Raw genomic sequence first — 25,195 nt, forward strand, 5'->3', positions numbered from 1 at the left:
ATCGCCATGAACCAGTTCGACGTCATGTTCCCCGGCCGTCTGGACAACGCCTAATATCAAAGTCAGGTCAGGCCCTTACACAGGAACGCTGACAAGCCCAGGCCGGGCAGTTGGTCGCCGTGCACCCGGCCTTCACGACATTGACGCCACTCGAGAACTGCGCAAGGCCGCACCCGAGACCGCCGTCCTCGTCCTGACGGTGTTCGATGAGGACAACACCCTCTTCGCCCGGCGCGGCGGGCTACCTGCTCGAAGGCGCGGACGGAGCCGACATCATCGCCGCCGTCCGGGCCGCCGCCGCGGGGCAGGCCGTCTTGGGAGCGGCCCTGGCACGACGCCTCCGAGACTGGTTCGGCCGACCACCCGCCGTACGCGAGGCTCCGTTCCCCGACTTGACCGACAGAGAACGAGAGATCCTCGACGACGTCGCAGCCGGCCTCACCAGCACCGAGATCGGCGCCAAACTCGACCTGTCACCGAAGACTGTCGCCAACAACATCACCGCAATCCTCGGCAAGCTGCACGTCACCCACCGCGCCGAAGCCATCATCAAAGCCCGCGACGCCGGACTCGGGCTGAGCGGATGAGCAAGCTCGCCGATCCGTCAACTATCCCTCCTGCACCAGCTATCTGCACACGCACAACCTGTCCCAGAGACGGAACCTCCAGCGGGACAGTCGCTGGCCAGCCCGCCAGCTGCGACCGGGACTCCCGCAAGACCCGCCCGGTGACCTGCACCGGTGACGGAGTCCTATCCGTACGATCTTCAGCCGGCAGCCGGATGGCGATGGGCGTGCGGACCACGAAGTCGCGCCTGAGGCCGACCGAGGCCGACCGAGGCCAGGGTCGCCCGCATTGCTGAGCGCTGCCGCCATACCGACCAGCGTTGGCCACCGATCAAGGTCCAGTTGTCGGCGAGTGTCACCGACGCTCGTGAAGGTCGAGGAGCCCGATCCACGATGCGGCCGGCATGGGCGGGGCGGCATGGGCGATCACCGCTCGCCTGCCTTCCACTCGATGGCCAGCTCGTGCAGCTGCTCGGCTGCCCCTAGCATCCTCCCTCGGCCCGCGGTGCTCGGCGAGGTTCGCCCGTAGCCGGTCACGAGGGATTCAAGGATTGGGGAAGGCTGAACGCCTTGCCAAAGCGAGCCCAAGGCGAGCCCAAAGTGAGCCCAAAGTGAGCCCGGTGGCCCGTGCTCGGGGCTCGTGCTCACACGACCCGATCGCATTACCGCAGGCGAGAGCCGCTCTTCACGAGATGCGCAACGACCTCAACATGTGAAGTCATCGGGAAGACGTCGAAGGCCCGCAGCGCAGTCAGCGCATAACCCTGCTCGGCGAAGCTCGCGACGTCACGGGCCAGTGCCGCGGGGTCGCAGGCGACGTAGGCGACGGCACGCGGGGCGCGCTGCGCGACCTGCTCGACGACGGCTCGACGGGCGCCTTCTCGCGGCGGGTCGAGCACGACCAGGTCGAACGGCTCGTCGAGCGCGCCCCGCAGCACCGTGGCCACGTCGCCCCTCAGGACGCGTACGCCGGAGGGCAGGTTGGTCACCGCGTCGCGAGCCGCAGCAGGATGACCCTCGACGGCCACGACCCGGTCGGGACCCACCCGGTCGGCGAGGAACGCCGCAAACAGCCCGACGCCGGCGTAGAGGTCCAGCACCTTCTCCCCTGGCTGAGCAGCGAGGAGGTCGAGGACGGTCTCGACCAGCACCCTGGGTGCACCGGGGTGCACCTGCCAGAAACCGTCGGCCGCCAGCGCGAACTCGTGCGAGACGCCGGCCACCTCGACCTGCTCGTGAGACGACGGCGACTCCGCACTCGGGGCTGCGATCAGGCAGTCCTCGACCGCCACCAGGTCGTGGGATCGGTGCCGGCGCATGGCCCTGCGGCCGTCGGGCAGGTGCGCGAAGCTCGCGCGGGTCCGCCACCGAAGTCCGTGCAGGCCCCCGGGCACCGCCTCGACGACGACCGGGAGGTCGAGACCGGCGAGCCGGCGTAGCTGCTCGGCGACGACCTCGGCCTTCAGCGCGCGTTGACGGCCGAGGTCGACGTGCTGGAAGTCGCAGCCTCCGCACAGGCCCGGCCCGGCGACGGGACAGGGCGGCCTGACCCGGTCGCCGGAGGCGGAGAGGACCTCGACGGCGTCGGCGCGCCAGAACTTGTCGCCATCGGTCCCTTCGGTGACCTCGATGACCACCCGCTCCCCGGGGATCGCGTGGCGGACGAACACGACGCGCCCGTCGTCGAGCCTGGCCACGCAGTGGCCACCGTGGGCCACTGGCCCCACGTCCACGGTGTGCCGCTCGCCTGCGTGCGAGGCACCGCGGGCGATCCGATCGCGCGGTCTGCGCGTCACCGCTGGACTTGGTGGTCCGACGACGTCCGGTCGACGCGACCGCGCCTCACGTCGCCGGCCCGCACGCGGCCCTGCTCGCGCTCCTCGCGGTCGCGGGCCAGCTCGCTCGAGCGGAGCTGGTAGGGCACCGAGGTCACCATCACGCCGGGCGTGAACAGCAGTCGGCCCTTCAGGCGCAGCGCCGTCTGGTTGTGCAGCAGCTGCTCCCACCAGCGGCCCACGACGTACTCGGGGATGTAGACCGCGACCACGCCGCGCGGGTTGGCCTTCCGGATCTGGGTGGCGTAGTCGATGATCGGCTTGACGACCTCGCGGTACGGGGAGAACAGCACCTTCAGCGGGACGCCGAGGTTGCGGTCGTCCCATTCCTGGAGCAGCCGGTCTGTCGAGCCGGCATCCACGGCGACGTAGACGCCCTCGAGCACGTTGGGGCGGGTCGCCTTCGCGAAGGCCAGCGCCCGCAGGGTCGGTTTGTGCAGCTTGGAGACCAGCACGATCGCGTGCACGCGGGTCGGCATGATCTTGTCCTCCTCGTCGGCCGCGAGCTCGAGGGAGACGTTGTCGTAGTGGCGACGGATGGCGCGCATGATCGCGAAGAACACGATCATCGCCAGGATCGTGATCCACGCGCCGGCGAGGAACTTGGTGATCAGCACGATCACCAAGACCACTGCAGTGAACGTCAGCCCGACGGTGTTGATGACCCGCGAGCGGTACATCCGGGCCCGCTCGCCCGCGTCCTTCTCCGACTTCAGGCGCCGGGTCCAGTGCCGGATCATGCCGAGCTGGCTGAGGTTGAACGACACGAAGACGCCGACGATGTAGAGCTGGATCAGTCGGGTGGTCTCGGCGTTGAAGACCTGGATCAAGATGATCGCCATCAGCGCCAGGAAGACGATGCCGTTGCTGTAGGCCAGGCGGTCACCGCGCGAGCCGAGCGCCCGGGGCGCGTAGCCGTCCTGGGCCAGGATCGAGCCGAGCACCGGAAAGCCGTTGAACGCCGTGTTGGCGGCGAGCACCAGGATGATCCCGGTCACCGTGACGACGAACAGGAAGCCGGGCGTGAAGTCGTTGAAGACGGCGCGTGCGATCTGGGCGATCACCGGGTGCTGGTCGTAGCCGTCCGGCAGCGGCTCGCCGTTCTGCGTGAGTCGGTCGAGGTCGTGCGGGTCGACGTACCTCAGGCCCATCTGCTTGGCGAGCACGATGATGCTGAGCATCATCGTGATGGCGATCGCGCCCAGCATGAACAGCGTGGTGGCGGCGTTCTTGCTCTTGGGCCGCCTGAAGGCCGGGACGCCGTTGGAGATCGCCTCGACTCCGGTCAGCGCAGCACACCCGGAGGAGAAGGCCCTCGCCAGTAGGAACATCAGCGCGAACGTCGTCAGCGAACCTTCGAACCCCGGGGCCTTCTCGATGTCGAGCTCGGCGCTCTCGACCTGGGGCAAGGAGCCACCCGCCAGCCGCAGCAGCCCGAAGGCACACATCCCGAGCGTAGCGGCCATGAACGCATAGGTCGGGATGGCGAAGAAGGTGCCCGACTCCCGGATGCCGCGCAGGTTGATCGCCATCAGCACGACGACCAGGATCGTGGCGAAGGTCGCCTCGTGACCCCGGAGCACCTCGATCGCCGAGGCGGCGTACTGGGCGCCCGACGAGATCGACACCGCCACCGTCAGCACGTAGTCGACGAGCAGCGCGCTCGCGACGGTCGTGCCGGCGGTCGCGCCGAGGTTGACGGTGGCCACCTCGTAGTCGCCGCCGCCGGAGGGGTAGGCGTGCACGGTCTGCCGGTACGACGCCACGACGGCCGCCATCACCAACGCGACCGCGATCCCGATCTTCCACGACCAGACGTAGGCCGAGGCACCGGCCAGCGACAACATGATGAAGACCTCGTCGGGTGCATAGGCGACCGACGAGAGTGCGTCGCTGGCAAACACCGGCAGCGCGATGCGCTTGGGCAGGAGAGTCTCGCCCAACTGGGAGCTCCGGAGCTTCCGGCCGAGCAGGACCCGCTTGGCGACGTCTCCGACACCCACGAGCGAACAGGATACGGTTCAACCGTGCATGTGGTGATCATGGGCTGCGGCCGCGTCGGCTCGACCCTCGCCCGCAGTCTCGAGGATCGCAACCACACGGTCTCGATCATCGACAGCGATCCCGATGCGTTCAGGCGTCTCGGTCCGGCCTTCAACGGCGACAAGGTCACCGGCTACGGCTTCGAGCAGGTGGTGCTCGAGAAGGCCGGCATCCGCCGGGCCGACGCCTTTGCCGCCGTCTCGAGCGGAGACAACTCCAACATCATCGCCGCGCGTGTGGCCCGCGAGACCTTCGGAATCCAGCAGGTGGTGGCCCGCATCTACGACCCCGGCCGGGCCGAGGTCTACCAGCGTCTGGGCATCACGACCGTGGCCACGGTGAAATGGACCGCGGACCAGGTGCTGCGTCGCATCCTGCCCGCCGGCGCCGAGCCCGACTTCCGCGACCCGTCCGGCACCATCCGCGTCGACCAGGTGCCCGTGCCGGACGTGTGGATCGGCCGCAAGACCTCCGACTTCCAGGTCCAGTCCGGCAGCCGCATCGCGTGGATCGACCGCCTCGGCGAGGGGATGCTGCCGACTCGCGACTCGGTGATCCAAGAGGGCGACCTGCTCCACCTGGTGATGCGCGAGGAGGACGCCGGCAACGTGTTCGGGGTCATCAACAAGGGACCCGAGGAGCACTGAGTGAGGGTTGCCATCGCCGGAGCCGGGGCCGTCGGACGCTCCGTCGCCCAGGAGCTGATCACCAACGGCCACCAGGTGCTGCTGATCGACAAGGACCCCGTGTCCATCAAGCCCGACCGCGTGCCCGAGGCGGAGTGGCTGCTGGCCGACTCGTGCGAGATGTCCTCGCTCGAGGAGGCGCGGCTCGACCAGTGCGACGTGGTGATCGCTGCCACCGGCGACGACAAGGCCAACCTGGTCACCGCGCTGCTGGCCAAGACCGAGTTCGGCGTGCCGCGCACGGTCGGCCGGGTCAACCACCCCAACAACGAGTGGCTGTTCACCGAGGCCTGGGGCGTCGACGTCAGCGTGTCGACCCCGCGCATCATGTCGGCCCTCGTGGAGGAGGCCGTGACGGTCGGTGACCTCGTGCGGCTGTTCACCTTCCGCCAGGGCAACGCCAACCTCGTCGAGCTCACCTTGCCCGCCGACTCGCCCTACGTCGGCAAGCCGGCCGGGCTGATCCCGTTCCCGGAGAACTGCGCACTGGTGACGATCCTGCGCGACGGCCAGGTCTACACCCCCAACGCCGACCAGCCCATCGAGTCCGGCGACGAGCTGCTCTTCGTCGCCGGCGCCGAGGTCGAGGACGCGTTGGAGCGGATGCTGGCGCCTGGCACCCACGGCGGCTGACCCTGACGGCTCAGAGCGTCTTCTCGAACCAGCGCCTGGCCCACGGGTTGTCGTTGTAGCGCTCGATCGCGTGGTAGCCCGCGCGTTCGTACATCGCGATCGCCTCCAACAAGGTGTCGTTGGTGTCGAGGCGGACGACGTCGTAGCCGCGGTCGCGCACGACGTCCTCGAGGTGCCGGAGCAGCCGAGCTCCGAGGCCGGCGCCGCGCCAGTCGCCGTGCACCCACATCCGCTTGATCTCGGCAGCGCCGTCGGGCAGGCGATGGACGCCGCCGCAGGCGACCGCCTCGCCGTCACTGGTGGCCACGACGAAGAAGCCATCAGGGCCGGTCATCGCCTCGGCGTCCTCGAGCCAGGCGTCTCCGGGCTCGAAGCCGAACCGCTCACCGATCTCGGCGAAGTACGCCGCCATCGCGGCCACCGAGCGAGGGTCGGTCGGCGACACCTCCTGCAACTGCACGGTCGCGGCGCGCACGAGCAGGTCAGCCGTGGCCAACGCCTCGGTCAGCCGCTCGCGCTGACGCTCGCTCAGCGGCGCCACGAGCGACCGGGCCAGGTCCTCGGACCGCTCGTCGAGGCGCCGTCGGGCCGTCCGTCCGCGGCCGGTCAACCTCACCCGTCGGCGGCGCCGGTCGGTCGGGTCGGGGCGTACGTCGACCAGACCGTCTGCCTCCAGGGAGCGCAGCAGCCGGCTGAGGTAGCCCGAGTCGAGGCCCAGCCGCTCGCGCAGCTCGCGCACGGTCGCGCCGTCGTCGTCGCTGAGGCCGATCTCGAACAGCAGCCGTGACGGTCCCAGAGGACGGCCCGTGCCGAGGAAGGAGTCGTCCAGCGCGCCGATGCGCTGGGTGTAGGTCCGGTTGAACCTGCGGACGGTCGCGGCATGCTGGTCGGCCATTGTCTGACCTTAGTCAGACGATCACCCCCTCGCCAGGGAGTGGCGCGGACCTAGAGTGAGGCGGTGGTCACCCGCGCGAGCACCGCCATCACCAACGCCCACGTCGTCCCGATCGAGGGCGAGCCCTACGACGGCACCGTCGTCCTGGCCGATGGTCGCATCAGCGCCGTCGGGCGGCGCGCCAAGCCACCGCGTGGTGCCGACGTGATCGACGCCGAGGGCGGCTGGGTGCTTCCCGGCTTCGTTGACGCGCACACCCACGTCGGCGTCTGGGGTGAGGGTGAGGGTTGGTCGGGCCAGGACACCAACGAGATGACGGACCCCGTGACCGCTCAGGTGCGAGCGCTCGACGCGATCTACCCCGGCGACGTCGGCTTCACCGACGCCCTCGCGGGCGGCATCACGACCGTGTGCGTCAACCCCGGGTCGGGCAACGTCATCGGCGGTCACTGCGTCGCGGTCCACACCTATGGCCGCACCGTCGACGAGATGGTGCTCCGCTCCCCCGCCGGCATGAAGTCGGCGCTCGGCGAGAATCCCAAGCGCGTCTACGGCGACCAGAAGAAGACGCCGTCCACGAGGCTCGGCACCGCCGCGGTGTTGCGCGAGTCCTTCGTCGCCGCCCAGAACTACCAGGCCAAGCGCGCGGCAGCCAAGAAGAGCAAGGTGCCGTTCGACGCACGCGACCTCAAGCTCGAGGCGCTGGCGATGGTGCTCGACCGCGAGATCCCCTGGCGCCAGCACTCCCACCGCGCCGACGACATCGCGACGGCGATCCGGATCGCCGAGGAGTTCGGCTACGACCTGGTGATCGACCACGGCACCGAGGCACACCTGATCGCCGACCTGATCGCCGAGCGCGACATCCCGGTGCTGATCGGCCCGCTGATCGTCAGCCGGTCCAAGGTCGAGGTGCGCAACCGGTCGACGGTCAACCCAGGCCTGCTCGCCAGGGCCGGGGTGGAGATCTCGATCATCACCGACCACCCGGTGTGCCCGATCGGGCACCTGGTGCTGCAGGCGACGCTGGCCGTCCGTGACGGGCTCGACCGCGACACCGCGCTGCGAGCGATCACCATCAACCCTGCCCGCGTGCTCGGTCTCGATGACCGCATCGGCACGCTCGAGACCGGCAAGCTCGCCGACCTCGTCGTGTGGTCGGGAGACCCGCTCGACGTGATGCAGCGCGCCAGGCACGTGTTCATCGAGGGCCAGCAGGTCTACTCGCACTCGGAGCCTGCTGGCTGACGACGCCGGCGGCCAGCCGCTTCAGCAACGGCGCAGCCTCACGGAGCACTCGTCGCTCGGCGACGCTGAGCTCGCCCATGGACGCCACGAGCACGTCGGCTCGACGCTCCGCTGCGTCGAGCATCAGGGCGCGGCCCTCCTCGGTAGCGCTGACCAGGACCATCCGGTCGCTGTCTGGGTGCGCCTGGCGGTAGGCAAGCCCGGCGTGGACCAACCCGTCGACCAGGCGCGTCATCGTCGGACTGGTCACCCCCTCGATCCTGGCCAGCCTGCCCAACGGCACGGGCCCTCCGAACACCAGCACCGAGAGGGCGCTGAGCCGGGCGCGAGTCAGTCCGGCCTCCGCGTCGACCTTGGCCATCGCTCGCAGCAGGTGGATCGCGCCGGAGTTGAGGTCTCGGGCCGCGGATCGGTCCCCCGTGCTCGATCTCTTGCCCGCCTCCATGCCAGAACGTTAGCATCCCTACGGATAGATAGATCTGCTACCGAAGGAGCGGCCGTGGACGTGTTCCAGGTGGCCCAGCGTGCCGTCGACCTCGATCGTGCCCGCGAGTTCTACGCCTGGCTGCTCGAGGCAGAGCCGACGGGCCACTTCGACCCACCGGGTCTCGTGTTCTTCCAGGCCGGGTCGACCCGACTTCTCCTGGATCGCGTCGCGCCGACGGCTCTGGTCTACCTGCGCGTCGCCGACGTGCACGAGACGGTCGAGCGCTGCCGCGAGCGGGGCGTCCCCGTGCAGTCGGAGCCTCACGTCATCTTCCACCACGAGGACAACGCCCTCGGTCCCGCCGGCACCGACGAATGGATGGCCTTCGTCACCGACTCCGAGGGCAACACGGTCGGTCTGGTCAGCCACTCTCCTGGGCAGGAGTGAGCGGCGTGTGGTTGCGTCCGAGCAGCCACACCATGGTCCCCAGGGCTGCCAGCTGCAACGGCCAGCCAAGAGCGATCTTGAGCACCCCGAGGGCAGCCACCGCGGCGTCGGCGTCGATGCCACCGGAGGTTCCGGCGAGGTAGATGGGCGCCTGCACCGCGACCCGCAGGACGCAGGGCAAGGCGAGCAGCCAGGTCAGCTGCGTGCAGAGCCGGACCACCTGCTTGTCCTCGTGCCACGCGGTCGGGTCACCGGTGACGCTGCCGACCATGAAACCGACCACCGGCCACCCGACCAGGCACGTGAGCGCGAAGATCACCGAGTAGCCGGCGTTGTAGAGGATGCCGGGCAGGAAGTAGGCCAGGGCCTGTGCGTCCGCGTCGCCACCGCGGCTGGCCGCGATCCGCACGAAGACCCAGCCGATGGCGATGCCGAACAGGGCGTTGAGCACGAACTGCGGCGTGGACCGCTGCACCAGCCGCACTGCCAGGAGCACCAAGGCAGCCCCGACACTGACCATCAGGGCCAGCGTGAGCTGGCGCTGGGTCAGCCAGGTCAGCGTGAACAGCAGCGTGGGAACGGCCGCCTCGACCATGCCGCGCCGACCGCCGAGCGCGGCACCGAGCTGACGGCGTACGACGGCCTCGACGGTCTCCACGGGGTCCGCCGGGTCGGCGGGTGGCCCGACCTCCTGCTGCGATCCGGCCATCAGCCGCGGAGCTCGTAACGCGGGTTGTACATCACGCGGACCCCATCTTGGACGCCGATGCGGCCCTCGACCTCGAGATGGCGTCCCGGCCCGATGCCGCTGATCTGCCGCCGGCCCAGCCACACCAGCGTGATGGCTCCGGACCCGTCGAAGAGCTCTGCCTCCAAGGCGGGCACGCCGCCGCGGGGGCGCAAGGTCACGTTGCTCAGCGATCCGCTGAGACGCACAGGCGTGCGGTCGGGTGCCTCGGCGATCGAGACCAGCCCGGACTCACGCACCGTCTGTCGCAGCTCGCGGGCGTGCTGGTCGGTGCTGTTGGCCCAGCGGCTGATCGTGCGCCTCAGCCTCGACATGCCTCAGCCCCTGGTCCTTCGAGCGTCGGGCGGCAGGCTCAAGGGCAACGGGTCGCCGACAGGCATCGCGTGGGCGCCCCTGCGCACCGCGACCGTGGTCAGCGCGTCCTCGAACGGCGCGCCCGCCTCGGGCTCGACGGCCGGACGACCGAGCAGCGTGCCTCGCAGCAGCCAGCGGGAGCCGTTGATGCCGATCACCCGCGAGGGCTGCATGCCGGACTTCCCGTCAGGGAGCGTGACCGGCATCTGGCAGACCAGCTCGGTGCCGAACCTGCCCTCGCGCTCGGTGGCCGTGCCGCCGCGGCGTGCCAGGTCGGCGGCGATCTGGGGACGAACCTCGCTCCACAGGTCGCCGTTGCGGGGCGCGGCGAAGACCCTCATCTCCAAGGCACCATCGGGGCCGGCGAACATCACCGAGGCGACGTTGCCCGTGGCCTCGTCGACCTGGAGCTGGAGCTCGGCGCCCTCGACCGGCAACAGCAGCAGCGCCCCGAGATCCACTCGCCCCTCGGTATCCGCGAGGTCCTCGGCGTCGAAGGGACCATCGGTCGTCGGGGCCTGGTCGTTGTGGGCCTGGTCGTTGTGGGCCTGGTCGTTGTGGGCCCGGTCGTTGTGGGCCCGGTCGTTGTGGGCCCGGTCGTTGTGGGCCCGGTCGTTGTGGGCCCGGTCGTTGTGGGCCTGATCTGTCGATGCCCCCTCGAGCGTCTCGTCGACCAACTCGTCGGCTGCCTTGCGGCGGAACTTCACTGGGGACCTTCCTCACGGCTTGCTGGCGTCTCGCGGGGACCGAAGCCCCCTGTAGAACCGTAGCCCCCGGCTCCTCGGTCCGACTCCGGCAGTTCGTCGACGGCGACGAAGTGAGCACGCTCGTACCGCTGCACCACGAGCTGGGCGACCCGGTCGCCGCGATGCAGCTCGATCGACTCGTGCACGTCGTGGTTGATCAGCAGCACCTTGATCTCACCGCGGTAGCCGGCGTCGATGGTGCCGGGCGTGTTGACGATGGAGAGTCCGTGCCGCGCGGCCAGCCCCGAACGCGGGTGCACGAGCGCGACATAGCCCTCGGGAAGCGCCAAGGCCACCCCGGTCGGAACCAGGACCCGCTCCCCCGGCGCCAGGGTCACGTCGACCGCCGTGACGAGGTCGGCGCCGGCATCGCCGTGATGGGCGTATGCCGGCAGCGGCAGGTCCGGGTCGAGGCGAAGCACCGCGATCTGGAGAGGCTGGTCAGGCTCGCGCACGGCCCGGACCCTACCCTTGCGGTCGTGGCTGAGCCGACGTACGCCGAGCGCCTGGGCATCCCCCTGCGCTGGTGGGCCCAGGGCGTGATGTTGCTGGCCACCTTCTGGCTGGCCTTCGTGGTGGCCATCCCGGGGGCCTGGCCGTGGCTGCTGACCGGGGTCCTCGCGACGTTGCTGGTCCTCACCCTGACCAGCTACGGGTCGGTACGCCTGGTCGTCGGTGGCGGCGAGTTCCGAGCAGCTCGCGCCCACATCGCCCTCGAGCACCTGGGCCCGGCCGAGATCCTCGACGAGGCAGCTACCCGGCTCGCCTTGGGCCCGGACGCCGACGCGCGCGCCTTCTTGGTGGCCCGCCCCTACCTCAAGCAGTCGGTACGCGTGCCGTTGACCGACCCGGCCGACCCCACGCCGTACTGGCTGGTGGGGACCCGCCACCCCGAGGCCCTGGCCGCGGCGCTCAACTCGTCCGGGCCACGCTGACGGGTGAGGCGACCCCCCTCAGCCCCGCACTAGGGTGGACGACATGGCATCCGGTGGTGGTTCGAAGCTTTGGACGGTCTTCTCGCTGGCCTCGGCACTGGGCGCCGCGGCGGTGGCCAAGAAGGCCCTCAACACCTCGTGGCGAGCAGCTACCGGCAAGAACCCGCCCGAGAACCCGGCCGACCCCGACGTCGACGTCTGGGAGGCAGTGCTGTGGGCCGCCGTCAGCGGAACCCTCGTCGCTCTGGCCAGGATGCTGGCCCAGCGCAAGGCCGCCAGCTACTACCAACGCTCCGCCGGCCACCTCCCCCCGCAGCTCGAGAAGGGCGACCGCGTCCCCGCCACCACCGCCTGACACAGACAAGCCCCAAGGCCGTGAGGCCCTGGGGCTTGAGTCAAAGGGGTGTCGTCGCGCGAGCCGAATCAGGCAGCGCAGTCCCTGCAGATCAGCTTCTTCTCGTCAGCCAGCTGGCTGCGGTGGTGGACCAGGAAGCAGTTCATGCAGGTGAACTCGTCGTCTTGACGCGGCATCACCTCGACGGCCAACTCCTCGTGGGAGAGGTCGGCGCCGGGGAGCTCGAACGACTCGGCCGCCTCGGCCTCGTCCTCGTCGACCTTGCCGGAGTTCTTGTCGTGCCGGCGGGCCTTGAGCTCCTCGATGCTTTCTTCTGACTGGTCCTCCTCGGTCTTGCGAGGTGCGTCGTAGTCGGTTGCCATGTCTTCTCGGTCTCCTGGTGTGTGCCCCGCGGATGGATCTGGGGGGGTTCGGCAGGTGGGGTCTGCAGGTCCGCGGCACTGCGGCGCGCCAGATTGTGCACCATCGACCCCTGGTCGCGGTATCCGGTCTGGCCGGTGTCTCACAGACGGCTACCGAACGCGGAGTGGTACCTGCCTATTCCCGCCTTCGTGCGTGGAGGTCAGGTCGGTTGCCGGTGAAGCACAACGTTCGGATCGCGCCCCTTGTCTACGGGGTGATCTCCACTGCTTCAAGGGAATCTCGGGCAAGAAATCCGGCGTCGCCCACCGCAGCCATGAACTCCTCGAAGCCGTGGTCGGGTGCGGCCACCAACGCCGGCGTCCCGAACGCTCCAGGATGCAGCTCCCAGCGGGCGCCCGCCTGGGCTGCGATGAAGGCGCCAGCGGCGTAGTCCCAGAGGTTGACCCCCTCCTCGACGTAGGCGTCGGCGCTGCCTTCGGCGAGGTGGCACAGGTCGAGCGCGCACGAGCCGAGCCGCCGGATGTCGCGCACGTGCGGGAGCAGGCGCGCGACCGCGGCCGCCTGCACCGCGCGCTTGGCCGAGTCGTAGCCGAAGCCGGTGATGACCAGCCGCTGGTGCAGAGGGGCTGGCGGACGGACCTGGAGGGGGGCACCGTCGCGCCTGGCGTCGCCGGGCGTCGCGACGTACTCGACGCCCGTCGCCGCGTTGACGACCACGCCGACGGCCACCTCGCCGTCGATCTCGACGGCGATCGAGACGGAGTACTCGGGCAGGCCGTAGAGGTAGTTGACGGTGCCGTCGATGGGATCGACGACCCACCGCACACCGGAGCTGCCAGCAGCGCCTCCGGTCTCCTCACCGAGGAACGCGTCGTGCGGCCGGCGCTCGAGCACCAGTTGCCGGATCTGCGCCTCGCTGTCGCGGTCTGTCTGCGTCACGACGTCGACATCGCTGGTCTTGGTGTCGGCCACCCGGACTCCGTGGGTACGGCGCTCCCGGATCAGCTCGGCTGCCGCCCGGGCGGCTTCGAGGGCCAGGTCTCGTAGCACGACGAGCTCGGCCCGGTCGCGGGAGTGGGCGCTCACCGCACCGCTTTGGGGGGTGTCGGCGGACCGCCGATGACCGGCTTCTCGCCCCGGGGGTTGGGGCAGCAGCCGGCGGCGCAGAGGTCGGGTGCGGCCATCAGGCCGCCGACCGCGACGCGGGGCACCTCCTCGCCACGCTCGGTCGCGGCGCGCTCGAGGAGGAGCTCGCGCGCCAGCCCCACGAACCGCGGGTCGATGCCCGGCGTCGCTGCTCGCGTGAGCGGGAACGACAGCCGCTCGGCCGTGGCTCGCGCCTCGGTGTCGAGGTCGTAGATGACCTCCATGTGGTCGGACACGAAGCCGATCGGCACGATCACGGCAGCGCTCGCGCCGTCCTTGGCAAGGTCCTCGAGGTAGTCGTTGATGTCGGGCTCGAGCCAGGGCATCTGCGGCGGACCGGACCGCGAGCAGAAGACCAGGCGGGACGGGTGCTTGCGCGCCACCTCCTGGCGCACTCGCTCGGCCACCACCGTCGCCGCCGATCGGTGCTGACCGAGGTAGGCCCGGCCCCACGGCCCGCTGCGCTCGTTCATGTCGACCGGGATGGAGTGGGTCACGAAGACCAGGTGCGCCCCGTTGCGGACGTCCTCGGGCAGGTCGGCGAGCGCGGCCAGCGTGGCATCGACGACCGGCTCGATGAACCGGGGGTGGTTGAAGTACGCACGCAGCCGGTCGAGCCGCGGTGCGTCGGGAACGGCAGCCGACGCGGCCGCCAGGTCCTCGCGGTACTGACGACACGAGGAGTACGACGAGTAGGCCGACGTCAGGAAGCTCGCGGCCCGGGTCACCCCGTCGTCGCGCATCTGGGTCACGGCGTCGACGAGGTAGGGGTCCCAGTTGCGGTTGCCCCAGTAGACCGGCAGGTCGAGACCGGCCCCGGCGAAATCCTCGCGGATCGCGTTGAGCAGAGCTCGGTTCTGGTCGTTGATCGGCGAGCGGCCACCGAAGAGGTGGTAGTGCTCCCCGACCTCCTCCAGTCGCTCGGGCGGGATGCCACGCCCTCGGGTGACGTTCTCCAGGAAGGGGATGACGTCGTCAGGTCCCTCGGGTCCGCCGAACGACACCAGCAGGAGGGCGTCGTACGGACGGACATCGGCTCCCATGCCGACCATCGTAGAGAGCGGCGGTGACATCCCCGTGGGTGCGGGTGGATGAGGTCAGTGTCGGGACCCACCCCTAGATTCACCCTCGATGTCGAACCTCGGGCTCAACGCCTACCGCCGGGTGCTGTCGGTGCCCGGCGCCTCGCTGTTCAGCGCCACCGGACTCGTGGCGCGCCTGCCGCTGTCCATGGAGTCGCTCGGCATCGTGCTCCTGGTCGTGGCGCAGACCGGCTCCTACGGCTTGGCCGGCTCGCTCGCTGCGGCCAGCACGATCGCCAACGCGGTCGCCGCGATCGTGCAGGGACGCTTCCTCGACCGGGTGGGCCAGCCGCGGATGCTGCCGCCGCTCATCGCCGTCTGGGCGCTGGCCGTGGCTGGTCTCGTGGTGTCAGTCGACGCCGAGTGGGCGCGATGGACGGCATTCGCCTGCGCCGTGGTGATGGGGGCGACCCTGCCGCCCATCGGCACCTGCGTCCGCGCGCGGTGGTCCCACGTGGTGAGCGACCCGCGCGAGCTGCAGACGGCCTACGCCCTGGAGTCCGTGGTCGACGAGGCCGTGTTCATCGCCGGGCCGATCGTGATCACCGTGCTCGCCACGGTGTGGGACCCGGCGGCCGGGATGGCGACGATGGTGGTGGCGGGTGTCGGCGGCACGCTGTTCCTGGCCGCACAACGCAGCACGAGCCCTCCCCCGCACCCGCGCGTCGAGGCGGCCGGGGACCAGCCACGCATGCCATGGCGCACCGTCGTACCCCTCGTGGTCGTGGCTGCGGCACTCGGCGGACTGTTCGGGTCTGCCGAGGTGGCCACCGTGGCGTTCGCGGAGGAGCGGCACGCGGTTGGGCTGACCGGCATGCTGCTGGCCCTGTGGGCGCTCGGGTCACTGCTGGCCGGCATCCTGGTCGGCGCGGTGCAGATCAGGCGCTCGCTGGCCTTCCAGGTGAAGGCCGACACCTTCGCGCTGATGTGCGGCATGGCACCGCTCGCCTTCATCGAGCCGGTGTGGCTGATGGCGGTCGCGTTGTTCATCGCCGGCTTCGCCATCGCACCGGGCCTGATCGCCGCGCTCACGCTGGTCCAGCAGAGCGTGCCGGGCGCGCGCCTCAGCGAGGGCATGGCCTTCGTCCACACCGGACTGGCTGCCGGAGTTGCTCCGGGCGCGGCGTTCGGGGGTGTGGTCATCGACGCGGCCGACAGCTCGGCTGCCTACCTCGTGTCGGTCGCCTGCGGCCTGGTCGCCGCCGCGGCGGCCCAGGCCTTGCCGCATCCTTCCCCGATTCGTCAGCGGTCGACCGGGGCGTCGGAGCCGCTCGAGCCCTGACGAATCGACTAGACGTTCGCCGGCCCCGCGGGCATCGGAGCGCGCCAGTGCAGGCGCAGGGCCAGCAGCCGCCAGACCAGGCACACTCCCGCACCAGCCGCCGCCATCACGAGCGTCGGCTGGTCGAGCAGGTCGAGGACGACGACCACGGTCGCACCCGCCAGCGCCGGCGTGGCGTACAGCTCGCCGCGGAAGACCTCTGGCACCCGCCCGGCGAGGAGGTCGCGCGCGATGCCGCCGCCGATCGCCGTCACCATGCCCAGCAGGGCGGCCGGCACCGGGTCCAGCCCGTAGTTGAGCGCCTTGAGCGACCCGGTGACGCAGAAGAGCGCCAGCCCGAAGGCGTCGAAGACCGTGATCAGGCGCTCGACCCTCCCGACGGCGCCGTGGAAGGCAAAGGTGACCAGGCCCGCACCCACCGGCACCATCAGGTAGCGCCAGTCGGCCAGGGCCGTTGGCGGCGCCGCCCCGATGAGCACGTCACGAAGGAAGCCGCCGCCCAGACCGGTCGTGCCGGCCAGGACGAGGACGCCGAAGATGTCGAGGTCCCGGCGGACCGCGACCAGCGCACCCGAGATCGCGAAGACGAAGATGCCGACGAGGTCGAGGACCACCAGGGTTGTGGACGACACCCGGTCAGGTTAGGGCGGGGCGGGGGGCGCCCGGGCGTAGGCTCGACCGCACCGGAGCCAGACCCGAAGGGGCGGAAGGAGAACGGCGAGCCGATGGTGCACCTCACCCTCGCTGGGCTCAGCGAGGACGGCAAGCGCCTGCTGCTCGTGTCCGACGCCGGGGTCGAGTTCACCCTCGACGTCGACGAGAAGCTCCGGGCCGCCGCGCGCGGCGACACACACGCTAGGGCCCGCCTCGGCCAGTTGGAGATCAAGATGGAGAGCGTCCTGCGACCCCGCGACATCCAGGCGCGGATCCGCGCCGGCGAGACCCCCGAGGCGGTGGCCTCCGCCGCACAGACCACCGTCGACAAGATCATGCCGTTCGCGGCCCCCGTCCTGGCCGAGCGCGAGCACGTGGCCCAGCGGGCCCAGCGCGCTTCGTTGCGCCGACCGGCAAGCCCCGGAGGCACCTCGGCCACCCCAGGTCACTCCGGCCGCACCCTCGGCGAGGCGGTCGGGGCCCACCTGCGCGATCGCAACGTCGACCCTGGTGGCGTCGACTGGGACGCCTGGCGCCGCGAGGACGGCCGGTGGACCCTCACCGCCCGCTTCCAAGCCGGCGAGCGTGGCGGTCAGGCCGCCTTCACCTTCGACGCACCCGGCAACTACGTGTCGGCCGACGACGACGATGCTCGCTGGCTGATCGGCGACGTCCCGGCGACGTCCCCCTCCGGGCAGGTCTACGAGCAGATCCACGACGACGACCTCGCCACGGCCCGGCGACGCCGGCTGGCCGCCGTACCCGCCGACGAGGCCGACGAGCTGCCGCTGGGCGAGGACGCCATCGACCTGGTCTCCGACCAGCCCGGCCGGCTCGACAGGCCCGACCAGCCCGACCAGCCCGACCAATCCGCGTCCCTGGGCGCCGAGGCACCGGTCGAGGCCTACCTCGACGAGCCCGACCCGCGCACGCGCACCTCCGAGCTCGACCGGGTCGCCGATGACCAGGCACTCGAGCCGGGCCACGACGACGTCGGTCAGCGAGATGACGAGCCCTCGGCCCGGCCACCCAAGCGCAAGGGCCGGGCATCGGTGCCGAGCTGGGACGAGATCATGTTCGGCGGCGGCAAGCACGACTAATTGGCTCGGCTCCGCCTCGCTGTCGCGTCGCTATGACCTGCGTCCTTCCTCCTCGACTCCCTCGCTGGCGCTCGGTCGCTCGTCGTGCAGGACGCAGGACGCTCCGCGACCCCTGTCGGTGGTGCCGGGCTGGGACGAGATCATGTTCGGCGGCGGCAAGCACGACTCATCGGCTCGGCTCCGCGACCCTGTCGGTGGGCGGCTCTAGCCTGCGTCGCATGGGTGGACGGACGACGAGCGACCAGCTCGTTCCCGAGATCTGGGTCGAGCGGTTGGCCGACATCGCGCTCGCGCTGCCCGACGCCTACCAGGAGGAGGCGTGGGTGGGCGAGCGCTGGCGGGTCCGTGGTCGCACCTTCGCTCACGTGCTGCGCGTCGAGCCCGGGCGACCGAAGGCCTACTCCGACGCGGTGGGCAGCGAAGGACCCCACGTGGTCCTGACCTTCCGTGCCGACCCCGAGGAGCTCGACGCGATCGTGGGTTCGGGGCCGCGCTACTTCAAGGCTCGCTGGGGGCGCGACGTGGCAGGGGTGGTCATCGACGACCAGGTCGACTGGGGCGAGCTGGCCGAGCTGCTGACCGAGAGCTACTGCCGGCTGGCACCTCGCAAGCTGGTCAGGCTGGTGGACCGTCCACAGCGCGGTCCGGATCACTGACCCAGTCACTGAAGGACCCCGCATACAGCGCCGCCGGCACCCGTGCCACGGTCATCGCCAGCAGGTCGTGGCACGCGGTGACCCCCGACCCGCAGTACGCCGCCACGTCGGCACCCGCGACCGCACCCACCGCTGCATAGACGCGGCGCAGCTCGTCGGGGTCCTTGAAGCGACCGTCGGGGCGCAGGTTCTCGGAGGTCGGCACGTTCACCGCTCCGGGGATGCGACCGGCGACCGGGTCGATCGGCTCGTGCTCGCCGAGGTACCTCTCGTGGGCGCGGGCGTCGACGAGCACCTCCACCGCCGAGACGTCCTCGGTGTCGACCACCGGGAGGCCTCCGGGCTCGGCGGTGAAGCTGCCGGCCTCGACGCTCACCGCACCCTCTTCGAGAGCGCCGCCACCGGCCACCCAGGCGGCGAGGCCACCGTCGAGGAGGCGGACGTCGGCGTGCCCGTGGTACCTCAGCAGCCACCACGCGCGGGCGGCCCCTCGACCGCCCCAGTCGTCGTACACGACCACCGGCCGGTCACCGCTCACGCCCGCTTTGCGCATCGCGGCCTCGAAGTCCGCCGTCGCGGGCAGAGGGTGGCGGCCGCCCGGCTCTCCCGGCTTGGCCGGAGGCGCGGCGAGGTCGGCGTCGACGTCCACGTAGACCGCGCCCGGCACGTGCCCGGCCTCGTAGGCCGGGCGGCCGGCGGGTGCCCCTGTCTGGTAGCGCACGTCGAGCACGGTGACCTCGCCGAGGTGGGCGAGGAGGTCCTGGACGGAGACGAGGGGCGACGTCATGGGGACATCCTGACCTGCACAAGGGGTGTGACAGGATCACGACCCGTGGCAGAGCTGCAGTTCTTCACCGGCACGATGGACTCCGGCAAGAGCACCCTGGCGCTCCAGACCAACCACAACCACGCGGCCCGCGGCCGGGTCGGCCGCATCTTCACCACCCACGACCGCGCCGGAGAGTCGATCCTCTCCAGCCGCCTCGGACTCCAGCACGACGCCATCGAGGTGCACCCCGACTTCAACTTCTGGCGCTACGTCGTCGACACGCTGACCCATGGTGGCCGGATCGACTACCTGATCTGCGACGAGGCACAGTTCTTCACCGCCGACCAGATCGACCAGCTGGCGCGAGTCGTCGACGAGCTGCAGATCGACGTCTTCGCCTTCGGCATCCTCACCGACTTCAGGACCATGCTGTTTCCTGGCTCGGCGCGGCTGGTCGAGCTGGCCGACCGGGTGCTCGTCCTCCAGGTGGAGGCGCTGTGCTGGTGCGGGAAGCGGGCCACCCACAACGCCCGCACCGAGAACGGTGCGATGGTCGTCGAGGGCGAGGTCATCGTGGTCGGCGACGTCGATGCCGTCGACGAGGCCCCCGCGGACGTCGCCTACGAGGTGCTCTGCCGCCAGCACCACCGCCGACGTCTCACCGCCGCCCGTGCCAAGGCCGTCTCGATGGCTCCCGAGCCGCTGCCCTTCGGCTGACCCCGAGCCGGTCAGTCGACCACCATCGGGATGAGCATCTCGTCGGCGGTCAGGGAGCCGTGCAGGCCGACCAGCGAGGCCTCGTAGGAGAAGTCGACCGTGGAGACGACCGCGAGGTCACCACGGCAGGCGACGACCACATCGCCCAACCGGGGCAGCACGAGCGGCTCGACCGCACCGAACCAGCCCCGTCCCACCGCCTCTTCTCGGGTGAGCACCTCGGCCCGGTCACCGAGCACCGAGCGCCAGGTCTCGGCCACGTCGGCAACGGCGCCGCCGCGGCAGTAGAGGTGCCGGAAACGCGCCTCGCCACCCATCAGCACCAGGCCGTCGCGGAGCACCAGCTCGCGGTCGATGTCGACCCGCGCCGAGGTCGGGGAGTCGACCATGCCGTGATCGGCGACGACCATGAGGCGTACGTCGCGAGGCAGCGACTCGCGTAGCTGCTCGGCCTCCGCGTCGACCATCACCAGCTGCTGCAGCCACTGGGCGGAGGCCACCCCGTAGCGGTGGCCGGTCCAGTCGAGGTCGCCGTCGTAGAGGTAGGTCAGCGACGGGCGCTCGCGCGAGGCCACCACCGCGGCCGCGAGGCGCTCCCCCACTCGGTCGGCGCCCACGAAGTCCGCACCCCGGTGCGCCGCGACCGTGAGGCCACTGCCCCGGAACTCTCGCTTGTTGATCACCGTGACCGCAGCGCCGTTGAGCCGCAATCCGGTGAACGCCGTCGCGTGCGGCTGCCACTGCTTGGGGTCGACGCTCTTGTCCCAGGTCAGGGCGTTGAGCAGGCGATCGGTGCCGGGGATGCGCGTGGTGAAGCCGACCAGGCCGTGAGCGCCTGGCGGCAGGGCGGTGCCTAGTGAGCTCAGGCTCGTCGCGGTCGTCGATGGCACCCCCGACGTACCGGGTTCTTGCGTGGCGAGCAGCGAGGAGAGGTACGGCGCCGCCTCGGCGTGGCGCTGCAGCAGCCGGGCGCCGAGACCGTCGACGAGGAACACGACGTACGCCGGCGCTTCAGGCAGGACCAGGCCGCCAGGGACGACCTCCGGCCGGTGCTTGACCCCGATGGCCGCGCCGACCGCCGGCACCACCTCGCTCAGCGAGCGCGAGCCGTAGGCCGGCTCGACGAACGGCGTCGTGGCCGGGTTGAGGCCTGCGTTCACGCGCTGGTGCGGGCCGAGAGCGACTCGGCGAAGGCCAGCAGGGCATCGACGGCGTCTTCGCCGTCGGCCGTGGCCGACGCCCGGATGGAGAAGTCGTCCGAGGCCAGCACGCCGGTGTAGCCGTGGTCGGCGTCGCACTCCGGGTCCTGGCAGCCGGCAGGCTCGAGGTCGATCCTGCTGACGCCACCCCAGCCGATGGTGACCACGGCCTCGGCGGCCGGCGCCGGCCCCGAGGTCGGGTTGGTGACCATGCGGGTCACCACGACCGAGCGCACCGTGGACAGGGCGATCGCCTCGGTGGAGGTAGAGGTGTATGGCTCGGGGATCATGTCGTCGGCCGCGTGCTCGTCGGTGTGCGCCACGATCAGTCGGCTCGGCGTGAGGACGACCACGGTCAGGTGTCGACGGATCTCGTCACGGTCGAAGGTCGGCTCGTGGTGCACGTAGTAGGACACGACATGCTCCCCGGCGACAGCTCCCGCTACACCGTCGGAGACGACCTCGGGGTAGTAGCCCGTCCGCTGGATCGCCTCGCGTAGATCGAGGGTCCGGTCACGGTCGTGGGTACGCATGCCCGCAGTCTGGCATGGAGCCTGATGGCATCCTCGCGGAGTGCGCTCGTGGATGCTCGTCAAGACGTTGCTCGTCGTGGGACTGCTGGTCCCGGCGATGACGCTGACGCTGCTGCACCTGTCCCAGCCGTCCGCCAACCTGGCGATCCGGCTGGTCGGCCTGACGCCTCTGGCCCTCCCCCTCTACCTGGTGGCCGCGCTGGTCGCGATCGTGCCGGCCGCTCGCCGGCGCGGCAGGTCGGCGTACACAGCGCTGGCCCTGGTCGCCTTCAGCGGCCTGGTCGTGCAGGCGATCTGGTTCGCACCACTCGTGACGGGAGACGCTCGCGAGGCCGACGCGGGCGCATCGACCGTGACCGTGATGTCCTCGAACCTTCGCAAGGGGCTGGGCGACCGGGCCCAGCTGTTCGCGGCAGCCGCCCAGCGCCAGGTCGACGTGCTGGTCCTGGTCGAGGTCACGCCCGCTGCGTTCGACGCGATGAGGCGGGAGGGACTCCTCGACCCGTATCGCTACCAGGCAGGCGAGCCCGTGGAGGCGGTCGGGGGCACGGTCATCCTGTCGCGGATCCCGCTTGGCGAGGCCCAGCGGATGGACACCCGCTGGGGGTCGTGGCGCGTCGCGGTCGGAGACGGGTTGACGCTCGTGGCGGTGCATCTCTCGTCGCCCTCGAACCCGAACAACTGGCGCAGCGACTTCGACCACCTTCTGGCGGCGGTCGACTCGGACCCGCCGGACATCATCATCGGCGACTTCAACGCGAGCTCCGACCACGAGCCGATGTGGCGGCTGACCGACGACGGCTATCGCGATGCCGCCGAGCTGACCAACCATTGGCAGCCGACGTGGCCGGCCAACCACCTGGGTGCGGGCCTGGCCAGGTTCCTGCCCACGACGGCACGCATCGACCACGTCCTCGCCGGGCCGGGCCTCGCGGCCCTGAGCAGCGACACGGTCCACATCGCCGACACCGACCACCTCGCCGTGGTCGCCGAGCTGGCACCGGTCAGCGGCGCACGACCTCGGTGAGCAGGGCCAGCCCCGGCTCGACCACGTCGGCATCCCCGACCACGACCGAGACCATGTTGGCGGGCGCCAGGATCTTCGCGGCGGCCTCCATGACCTCCTCGGGAATGGTCGCCGCGAGACGCGCGGGGTACTCCTGCAGCCAGTCGACGCCCTTGCCGTCGGTCAGCAGGTCGGCGAGCGTCTCGGCAAGGCCGGCCTGCGTGGAGGTGCCGAGTGCCAGCGTGCCGGTGAGGTACTGCACGGTCGCGTCGAGCTCCTCCTCGCTCGGCGGCAGGGCAACGATCCGCCCGAGCTCGTAGAGCACCTCCACCATCGCCGGAGCCGTGACCTCGGTAGCCACCTCGGCCGCCGTGACCAGCCGCGAGTCGCCACGCAGGTGGCGCACCGAGCTGTGCGGACTGTAGGTGTAGCCCTTGTCCTCTCGGATGTTCTGGGTCAGGCGCGAGGAGAACGACCCGCCGTAGATCCCGTTGGCCAGTTGCCCGGCGGCATACCAGTCGTCGGTGCGGCGGGGGCCGCGCCCCCCGAGGCGCAGGTTGGACTGCACGGCACCGGGCCGGTCGACGAGCAGCAGCGGCAGCCGCGGCACCTCCGGCACCGGCGAGACCGACGCTCCCGGGCCGCCCTGCCACGCGGACAGGGCCTTCTCCACCTGGTCGACGGCACGCGCCGGCGTCAGGTCTCCGACCAGGACGAGCAGGCTGCCGGAGGGTACGACGCGCCGCTTGTGGAGGGCCTTGAGGGTGCGCGGCGAGACCTCGGACACCTCGTCGGGCGTCGGCAGCGACCGGCCGTAGGGGTGGTCGCCGTAGCGACGCTGCAACCAGGCCTCGTCGGCGACGGTGCCGGGCTGCGAGAGCGCCCGCCTGAGGTGGTCGTTGAGCCGACCGGCCTCGCGTTCGGCGGCTGCCTTGGGGAAGGCCGCATCGGTGAGCACCTCGGCGAGCAGGCCGAGCAGCTCGCCGAGACCCGACCGCAAGGACTCCCCGACGAATGCCAGGCCGTCAGCACCGTCATCGACGCGCAGACCGCCACCGATGCGCTGCAGGGCTTCGGCGAGCTCGCCCTGCGAGCGGCCGCTGGTACCGAGCATGATCGTGCGCGACAACAGCGCGGTCTTGGCCAGGTCGACGTCACGACGGATCGCGTTGGGCACCCGCAGCCGCAGGTGGACCAACGGCACGCTGGCCCGGCGTACGGCGACGACGCGGAGGCCGTTGGGCAAGACGCGGTCCGCGAGCGAGGGCAGCCGTTGCTTGCGTGGCTTGGTCAGTGCCGGCACGGGCTGTGGCTTGCGCTCGCGGCTCTTGGTCGGACTCATGAGGAAGCACCTCCGGCAACCAGGTCGAGGCGGGCTCGGACGTCGGGACCCAGGGAGGCCGCCGCGTCGGCGACCTGCTCGGCCGTCACCTGGTCGAGCAGGTCGGGCATCTCGTGGGTCAGCTCGGCGCGGCCTCGTTGCTGCTCGTAGGACGCGATGTTGAGCGTGCGGCGCAGCAGGTTGTCGCTGCTGGCCAGCAGTGCGTAGCGCAGCCGGGCGGTCACCCGCGTCAGCTCGTCGCCGGCGATGCCGTCGGTGGCGAGCCGGTCGAGCTCCTCGTCCACCGCCGCGACGACGCGGTCGGTGCTGACCTCGCCGGGATGGTGGGCCTCGATCACGAACGGGCAGGGGTTGCGCACGTCGTAGGCGTCCTCCATCAGCCCGAGGTGAGCCCCGACGTCTGTTGCGAGGCGGTCGTCTTGGACCAGCCGCCGACGTAGCCGTGATGCGTCTCCGGTGGCGAGCGCGGAGGCGACGACGACGTAGGGCAGGTAGGCATCGAGGTCAGCCGGGTCCGGCACCCGCCAACCCAGAGCCACAGCCGGCGCGGGCGCCATGTCGTCCTTCTGCTCGCCTCGTCGCTGCGAGGTCGGCCACGGCTCGTCGAAGTCGGGACGGGCGGGCACGGCCCGCCTCGGCACCGCGTCGAAGTGGCGGTGCACCAGCTCGGCCGCCTGGTCGGCCTCGAAGTCGCCGGCGACGACGAGCACCGCGTTGCCCGGTGCGTAGTAGGCGTCGAAGAAGTCGCGGGCGTCATCGAGGCTGGCGTTGCTCAGGTCCTCGAACGAGCCGTAGCCGTCGTGGGCGTTGGCCCAGCTCTCGTAGAGCACCGGGGCAAGCGTCAGCCAGGGGAACCCGCCGTACGGCTCGTTGAGCACGTTGACCCGGATCTCCTCCTTGACCACCGCGATCTGGTTGGCGAGGTTCTCCTCGGTCACCGCCGGCCAACCCATGCGGTCCGCCTCGAGGAACAGGGCACGGTCCAGGGCGTTGGACGGCAACATCTCGTAGTAGTTGGTGTAGTCCAGACGCGTCGAGCCGTTGAGCACGCCGCCCGATGCCGAGATCTGGTTGACCAGCTCCATCTTCCCCAGGGACGCCGAGCCCTGGAACATCAGGTGCTCGAAGAGGTGGGCGAACCCCGTGCGGCCCTGAGGCTCCGAGCGGATGCCGACGTCGTAGTAGACGGCGACGGCGACGACGGGCGCGGATCGGTCGGGGGCGAGCACGACCCGGAGACCGTTGCGCAGCTTGAGGCGTTCGTAGGTAGGCGATGCCATAGGCAGACCGTATGGCACAGGTGGTTCGTCTGCGCGCGTCCCTGACTACCCGCTGGTTGAGGAGGGACGAAGTCCCGTCTCGAAACCGCGGAGCAGGTCGATGATCCGCTCACCCGGTTTCGAGACAGGCGCCAGCGCGCCTTCCTCA

29 protein-coding genes are annotated in these 25,195 nt (G+C 70.7%); 12 read left to right on the top strand and 17 right to left on the bottom strand.

The features are described 5' to 3' along the window. The first annotated feature begins 206 nt into the window (after positions 1 to 206). On the top strand, positions 207 to 587 hold the full coding sequence (locus ISU10_RS21315; RefSeq protein WP_194698469.1) for a response regulator transcription factor: 381 nt from the start codon (positions 207 to 209) through the stop codon (positions 585 to 587). Between the two features lie 641 nt (positions 588 to 1,228). On the opposite strand, the gene ISU10_RS21320 is transcribed toward ISU10_RS21315, so the two are convergent. Continuing rightward, on the bottom strand, positions 1,229 to 2,362 hold the full coding sequence (locus ISU10_RS21320) for a class I SAM-dependent RNA methyltransferase (RefSeq protein WP_194698470.1): 1,134 nt from the start codon (positions 2,360 to 2,362) through the stop codon (positions 1,229 to 1,231). Next, positions 2,359 to 4,404 (bottom strand): APC family permease, encoded by a 2,046-nt coding sequence (locus ISU10_RS21325; protein ID WP_194698471.1) that lies wholly within the window; start codon positions 4,402 to 4,404, stop codon positions 2,359 to 2,361. Before ISU10_RS21325 ends, ISU10_RS21320 begins: the two co-directional genes overlap by 4 nt. Before the next feature lie 39 nt (positions 4,405 to 4,443). Here ISU10_RS21325 and ISU10_RS21330 point away from each other — a divergent pair, with 39 nt between their 5' ends. Continuing rightward, positions 4,444 to 5,091, top strand: coding sequence for a potassium channel family protein (locus ISU10_RS21330; RefSeq protein WP_228501631.1), 648 nt, complete (start codon positions 4,444 to 4,446; stop codon positions 5,089 to 5,091). Then, complete coding sequence (locus ISU10_RS21335; protein ID WP_194698473.1) at positions 5,092 to 5,763, top strand: potassium channel family protein; 672 nt, start codon at positions 5,092 to 5,094, stop codon at positions 5,761 to 5,763. It abuts the gene before it with no gap. Positions 5,764 to 5,773: 10 nt separating this feature from the next. On the opposite strand, the gene ISU10_RS21340 is transcribed toward ISU10_RS21335, so the two are convergent. Next, complete coding sequence (locus tag ISU10_RS21340) at positions 5,774 to 6,658, bottom strand: bifunctional helix-turn-helix transcriptional regulator/GNAT family N-acetyltransferase (RefSeq protein ID WP_194698474.1); 885 nt, start codon at positions 6,656 to 6,658, stop codon at positions 5,774 to 5,776. A gap of 63 nt (positions 6,659 to 6,721) precedes the next feature. Between ISU10_RS21340 and ISU10_RS21345 the strand changes: the two genes are divergently transcribed. Continuing rightward, positions 6,722 to 7,906, top strand: a complete 1,185-nt coding sequence (locus ISU10_RS21345; RefSeq protein ID WP_194698475.1) for an amidohydrolase — start codon at positions 6,722 to 6,724, stop codon at positions 7,904 to 7,906. Here ISU10_RS21345 and ISU10_RS21350 read toward each other — a convergent pair. After that, positions 7,860 to 8,351: a MarR family winged helix-turn-helix transcriptional regulator gene (locus ISU10_RS21350; protein ID WP_194698476.1), complete on the bottom strand. Its 492-nt coding sequence runs from the start codon at positions 8,349 to 8,351 to the stop codon at positions 7,860 to 7,862. The genes ISU10_RS21345 and ISU10_RS21350 overlap by 47 nt on opposite strands. Before the next feature lie 54 nt (positions 8,352 to 8,405). On the opposite strand from ISU10_RS21350, the gene ISU10_RS21355 reads away from it, so the two are divergent. Beyond that, the gene (locus tag ISU10_RS21355; RefSeq protein WP_194698477.1) at positions 8,406 to 8,780 is read left to right on the top strand and encodes a VOC family protein; all 375 of its coding nucleotides are present in this window, start codon (positions 8,406 to 8,408) and stop codon (positions 8,778 to 8,780) included. Here the strand turns inward: ISU10_RS21355 and ISU10_RS21360 are convergent. Genes ISU10_RS21360 through dut form a run of 4 tightly spaced genes read right to left on the bottom strand, consistent with a single transcriptional unit; the run spans position 8,755 to position 11,083 of the window. Further along, the gene (locus tag ISU10_RS21360; protein ID WP_194698478.1) at positions 8,755 to 9,489 is read right to left on the bottom strand and encodes a DUF3159 domain-containing protein; all 735 of its coding nucleotides are present in this window, start codon (positions 9,487 to 9,489) and stop codon (positions 8,755 to 8,757) included. The two genes, ISU10_RS21355 and ISU10_RS21360, sit on opposite strands and share 26 nt — an antisense overlap. Next, the gene (locus ISU10_RS21365) at positions 9,489 to 9,842 is read right to left on the bottom strand and encodes an OB-fold nucleic acid binding domain-containing protein (protein ID WP_194698479.1); all 354 of its coding nucleotides are present in this window, start codon (positions 9,840 to 9,842) and stop codon (positions 9,489 to 9,491) included. Before ISU10_RS21365 ends, ISU10_RS21360 begins: the two co-directional genes overlap by 1 nt. A gap of 3 nt (positions 9,843 to 9,845) precedes the next feature. After that, a complete protein-coding gene (locus ISU10_RS21370) occupies positions 9,846 to 10,589 on the bottom strand; it encodes a DUF3710 domain-containing protein (RefSeq protein WP_370865773.1) in 744 nt (247 codons plus the stop codon). Further along, on the bottom strand, positions 10,586 to 11,083 hold the full coding sequence (dut, locus tag ISU10_RS21375; protein ID WP_194698480.1) for a dUTP diphosphatase: 498 nt from the start codon (positions 11,081 to 11,083) through the stop codon (positions 10,586 to 10,588). Before dut ends, ISU10_RS21370 begins: the two co-directional genes overlap by 4 nt. Before the next feature lie 24 nt (positions 11,084 to 11,107). Between dut and ISU10_RS21380 the strand changes: the two genes are divergently transcribed. Together ISU10_RS21380 and ISU10_RS21385 are read left to right on the top strand one after the other, a co-directional pair. Further along, positions 11,108 to 11,563 (top strand): DUF3093 domain-containing protein, encoded by a 456-nt coding sequence (locus tag ISU10_RS21380; RefSeq protein WP_370865774.1) that lies wholly within the window; start codon positions 11,108 to 11,110, stop codon positions 11,561 to 11,563. 43 nt (positions 11,564 to 11,606) lie between these two features. Then, entirely contained in the window at positions 11,607 to 11,918 is a 312-nt protein-coding gene (locus ISU10_RS21385; protein ID WP_194698482.1) for a DUF4235 domain-containing protein, read from the top strand. A gap of 68 nt (positions 11,919 to 11,986) precedes the next feature. Here ISU10_RS21385 and ISU10_RS21390 read toward each other — a convergent pair whose 3' ends face one another. The 3 genes from ISU10_RS21390 to ISU10_RS21400 form a co-directional block, all read right to left on the bottom strand. Further along, positions 11,987 to 12,280: a DUF4193 domain-containing protein gene (locus tag ISU10_RS21390; RefSeq protein WP_194698483.1), complete on the bottom strand. Its 294-nt coding sequence runs from the start codon at positions 12,278 to 12,280 to the stop codon at positions 11,987 to 11,989. A 247-nt stretch (positions 12,281 to 12,527) separates the two neighbouring features. After that, positions 12,528 to 13,367, bottom strand: coding sequence for an inositol monophosphatase family protein (locus ISU10_RS21395; protein ID WP_194698484.1), 840 nt, complete (start codon positions 13,365 to 13,367; stop codon positions 12,528 to 12,530). Continuing rightward, complete coding sequence (locus ISU10_RS21400) at positions 13,364 to 14,470, bottom strand: ferrochelatase (protein WP_194698485.1); 1,107 nt, start codon at positions 14,468 to 14,470, stop codon at positions 13,364 to 13,366. Before ISU10_RS21400 ends, ISU10_RS21395 begins: the two co-directional genes overlap by 4 nt. An 88-nt stretch (positions 14,471 to 14,558) precedes the next feature. On the opposite strand from ISU10_RS21400, the gene ISU10_RS21405 reads away from it, so the two are divergent. Continuing rightward, entirely contained in the window at positions 14,559 to 15,791 is a 1,233-nt protein-coding gene (locus ISU10_RS21405) for an MFS transporter (RefSeq protein WP_194698486.1), read from the top strand. Between the two features lie 8 nt (positions 15,792 to 15,799). Here ISU10_RS21405 and ISU10_RS21410 read toward each other — a convergent pair whose 3' ends face one another. Beyond that, positions 15,800 to 16,423: a trimeric intracellular cation channel family protein gene (locus ISU10_RS21410; RefSeq protein ID WP_370865775.1), complete on the bottom strand. Its 624-nt coding sequence runs from the start codon at positions 16,421 to 16,423 to the stop codon at positions 15,800 to 15,802. 93 nt (positions 16,424 to 16,516) lie between these two features. Here ISU10_RS21410 and sepH point away from each other — a divergent pair, with 93 nt between their 5' ends. Next, the gene (sepH, locus tag ISU10_RS21415; protein WP_194698487.1) at positions 16,517 to 17,545 is read left to right on the top strand and encodes a septation protein SepH; all 1,029 of its coding nucleotides are present in this window, start codon (positions 16,517 to 16,519) and stop codon (positions 17,543 to 17,545) included. Between the two features lie 218 nt (positions 17,546 to 17,763). After that, a complete protein-coding gene (locus ISU10_RS21420; protein WP_194698488.1) occupies positions 17,764 to 18,201 on the top strand; it encodes an MmcQ/YjbR family DNA-binding protein in 438 nt (145 codons plus the stop codon). Here ISU10_RS21420 and ISU10_RS21425 read toward each other — a convergent pair. Next, positions 18,161 to 18,988, bottom strand: coding sequence for a sulfurtransferase (locus ISU10_RS21425; RefSeq protein ID WP_194698489.1), 828 nt, complete (start codon positions 18,986 to 18,988; stop codon positions 18,161 to 18,163). The two genes, ISU10_RS21420 and ISU10_RS21425, sit on opposite strands and share 41 nt — an antisense overlap. A gap of 45 nt (positions 18,989 to 19,033) precedes the next feature. On the opposite strand from ISU10_RS21425, the gene ISU10_RS21430 reads away from it, so the two are divergent. Continuing rightward, positions 19,034 to 19,687 carry a thymidine kinase gene (locus ISU10_RS21430; RefSeq protein WP_194698490.1) on the top strand — a complete coding sequence of 218 codons (654 nt, stop codon included), beginning with the start codon at positions 19,034 to 19,036 and terminating at the stop codon, positions 19,685 to 19,687. 11 nt (positions 19,688 to 19,698) lie between these two features. Here the strand turns inward: ISU10_RS21430 and ISU10_RS21435 are convergent, their stop codons facing one another. Both ISU10_RS21435 and ISU10_RS21440 read right to left on the bottom strand, forming a co-directional pair. Then, positions 19,699 to 20,847, bottom strand: a complete 1,149-nt coding sequence (locus ISU10_RS21435; RefSeq protein ID WP_194698491.1) for an alkaline phosphatase family protein — start codon at positions 20,845 to 20,847, stop codon at positions 19,699 to 19,701. After that, positions 20,844 to 21,419: a DUF5998 family protein gene (locus tag ISU10_RS21440; RefSeq protein ID WP_194698492.1), complete on the bottom strand. Its 576-nt coding sequence runs from the start codon at positions 21,417 to 21,419 to the stop codon at positions 20,844 to 20,846. The genes ISU10_RS21435 and ISU10_RS21440 overlap by 4 nt, the downstream gene beginning before the upstream one ends. Positions 21,420 to 21,459: 40 nt before the next feature. On the opposite strand from ISU10_RS21440, the gene ISU10_RS21445 reads away from it, so the two are divergent. Continuing rightward, positions 21,460 to 22,446, top strand: coding sequence for an endonuclease/exonuclease/phosphatase family protein (locus tag ISU10_RS21445; protein ID WP_194698493.1), 987 nt, complete (start codon positions 21,460 to 21,462; stop codon positions 22,444 to 22,446). Here ISU10_RS21445 and ISU10_RS21450 read toward each other — a convergent pair. Then, on the bottom strand, positions 22,424 to 23,767 hold the full coding sequence (locus ISU10_RS21450; RefSeq protein ID WP_194698494.1) for a M16 family metallopeptidase: 1,344 nt from the start codon (positions 23,765 to 23,767) through the stop codon (positions 22,424 to 22,426). The two genes, ISU10_RS21445 and ISU10_RS21450, sit on opposite strands and share 23 nt — an antisense overlap. Further along, a complete protein-coding gene (locus ISU10_RS21455) occupies positions 23,764 to 25,047 on the bottom strand; it encodes a M16 family metallopeptidase (protein ID WP_194698495.1) in 1,284 nt (427 codons plus the stop codon). The genes ISU10_RS21450 and ISU10_RS21455 overlap by 4 nt, the downstream gene beginning before the upstream one ends. Between the last annotated feature and the right edge of the window lie 148 nt (positions 25,048 to 25,195).

It is taken from the genome of Nocardioides agariphilus (assembly GCF_015352445.1).
GTDB lineage: Bacteria > Actinomycetota > Actinomycetes > Propionibacteriales > Nocardioidaceae > Nocardioides > Nocardioides agariphilus.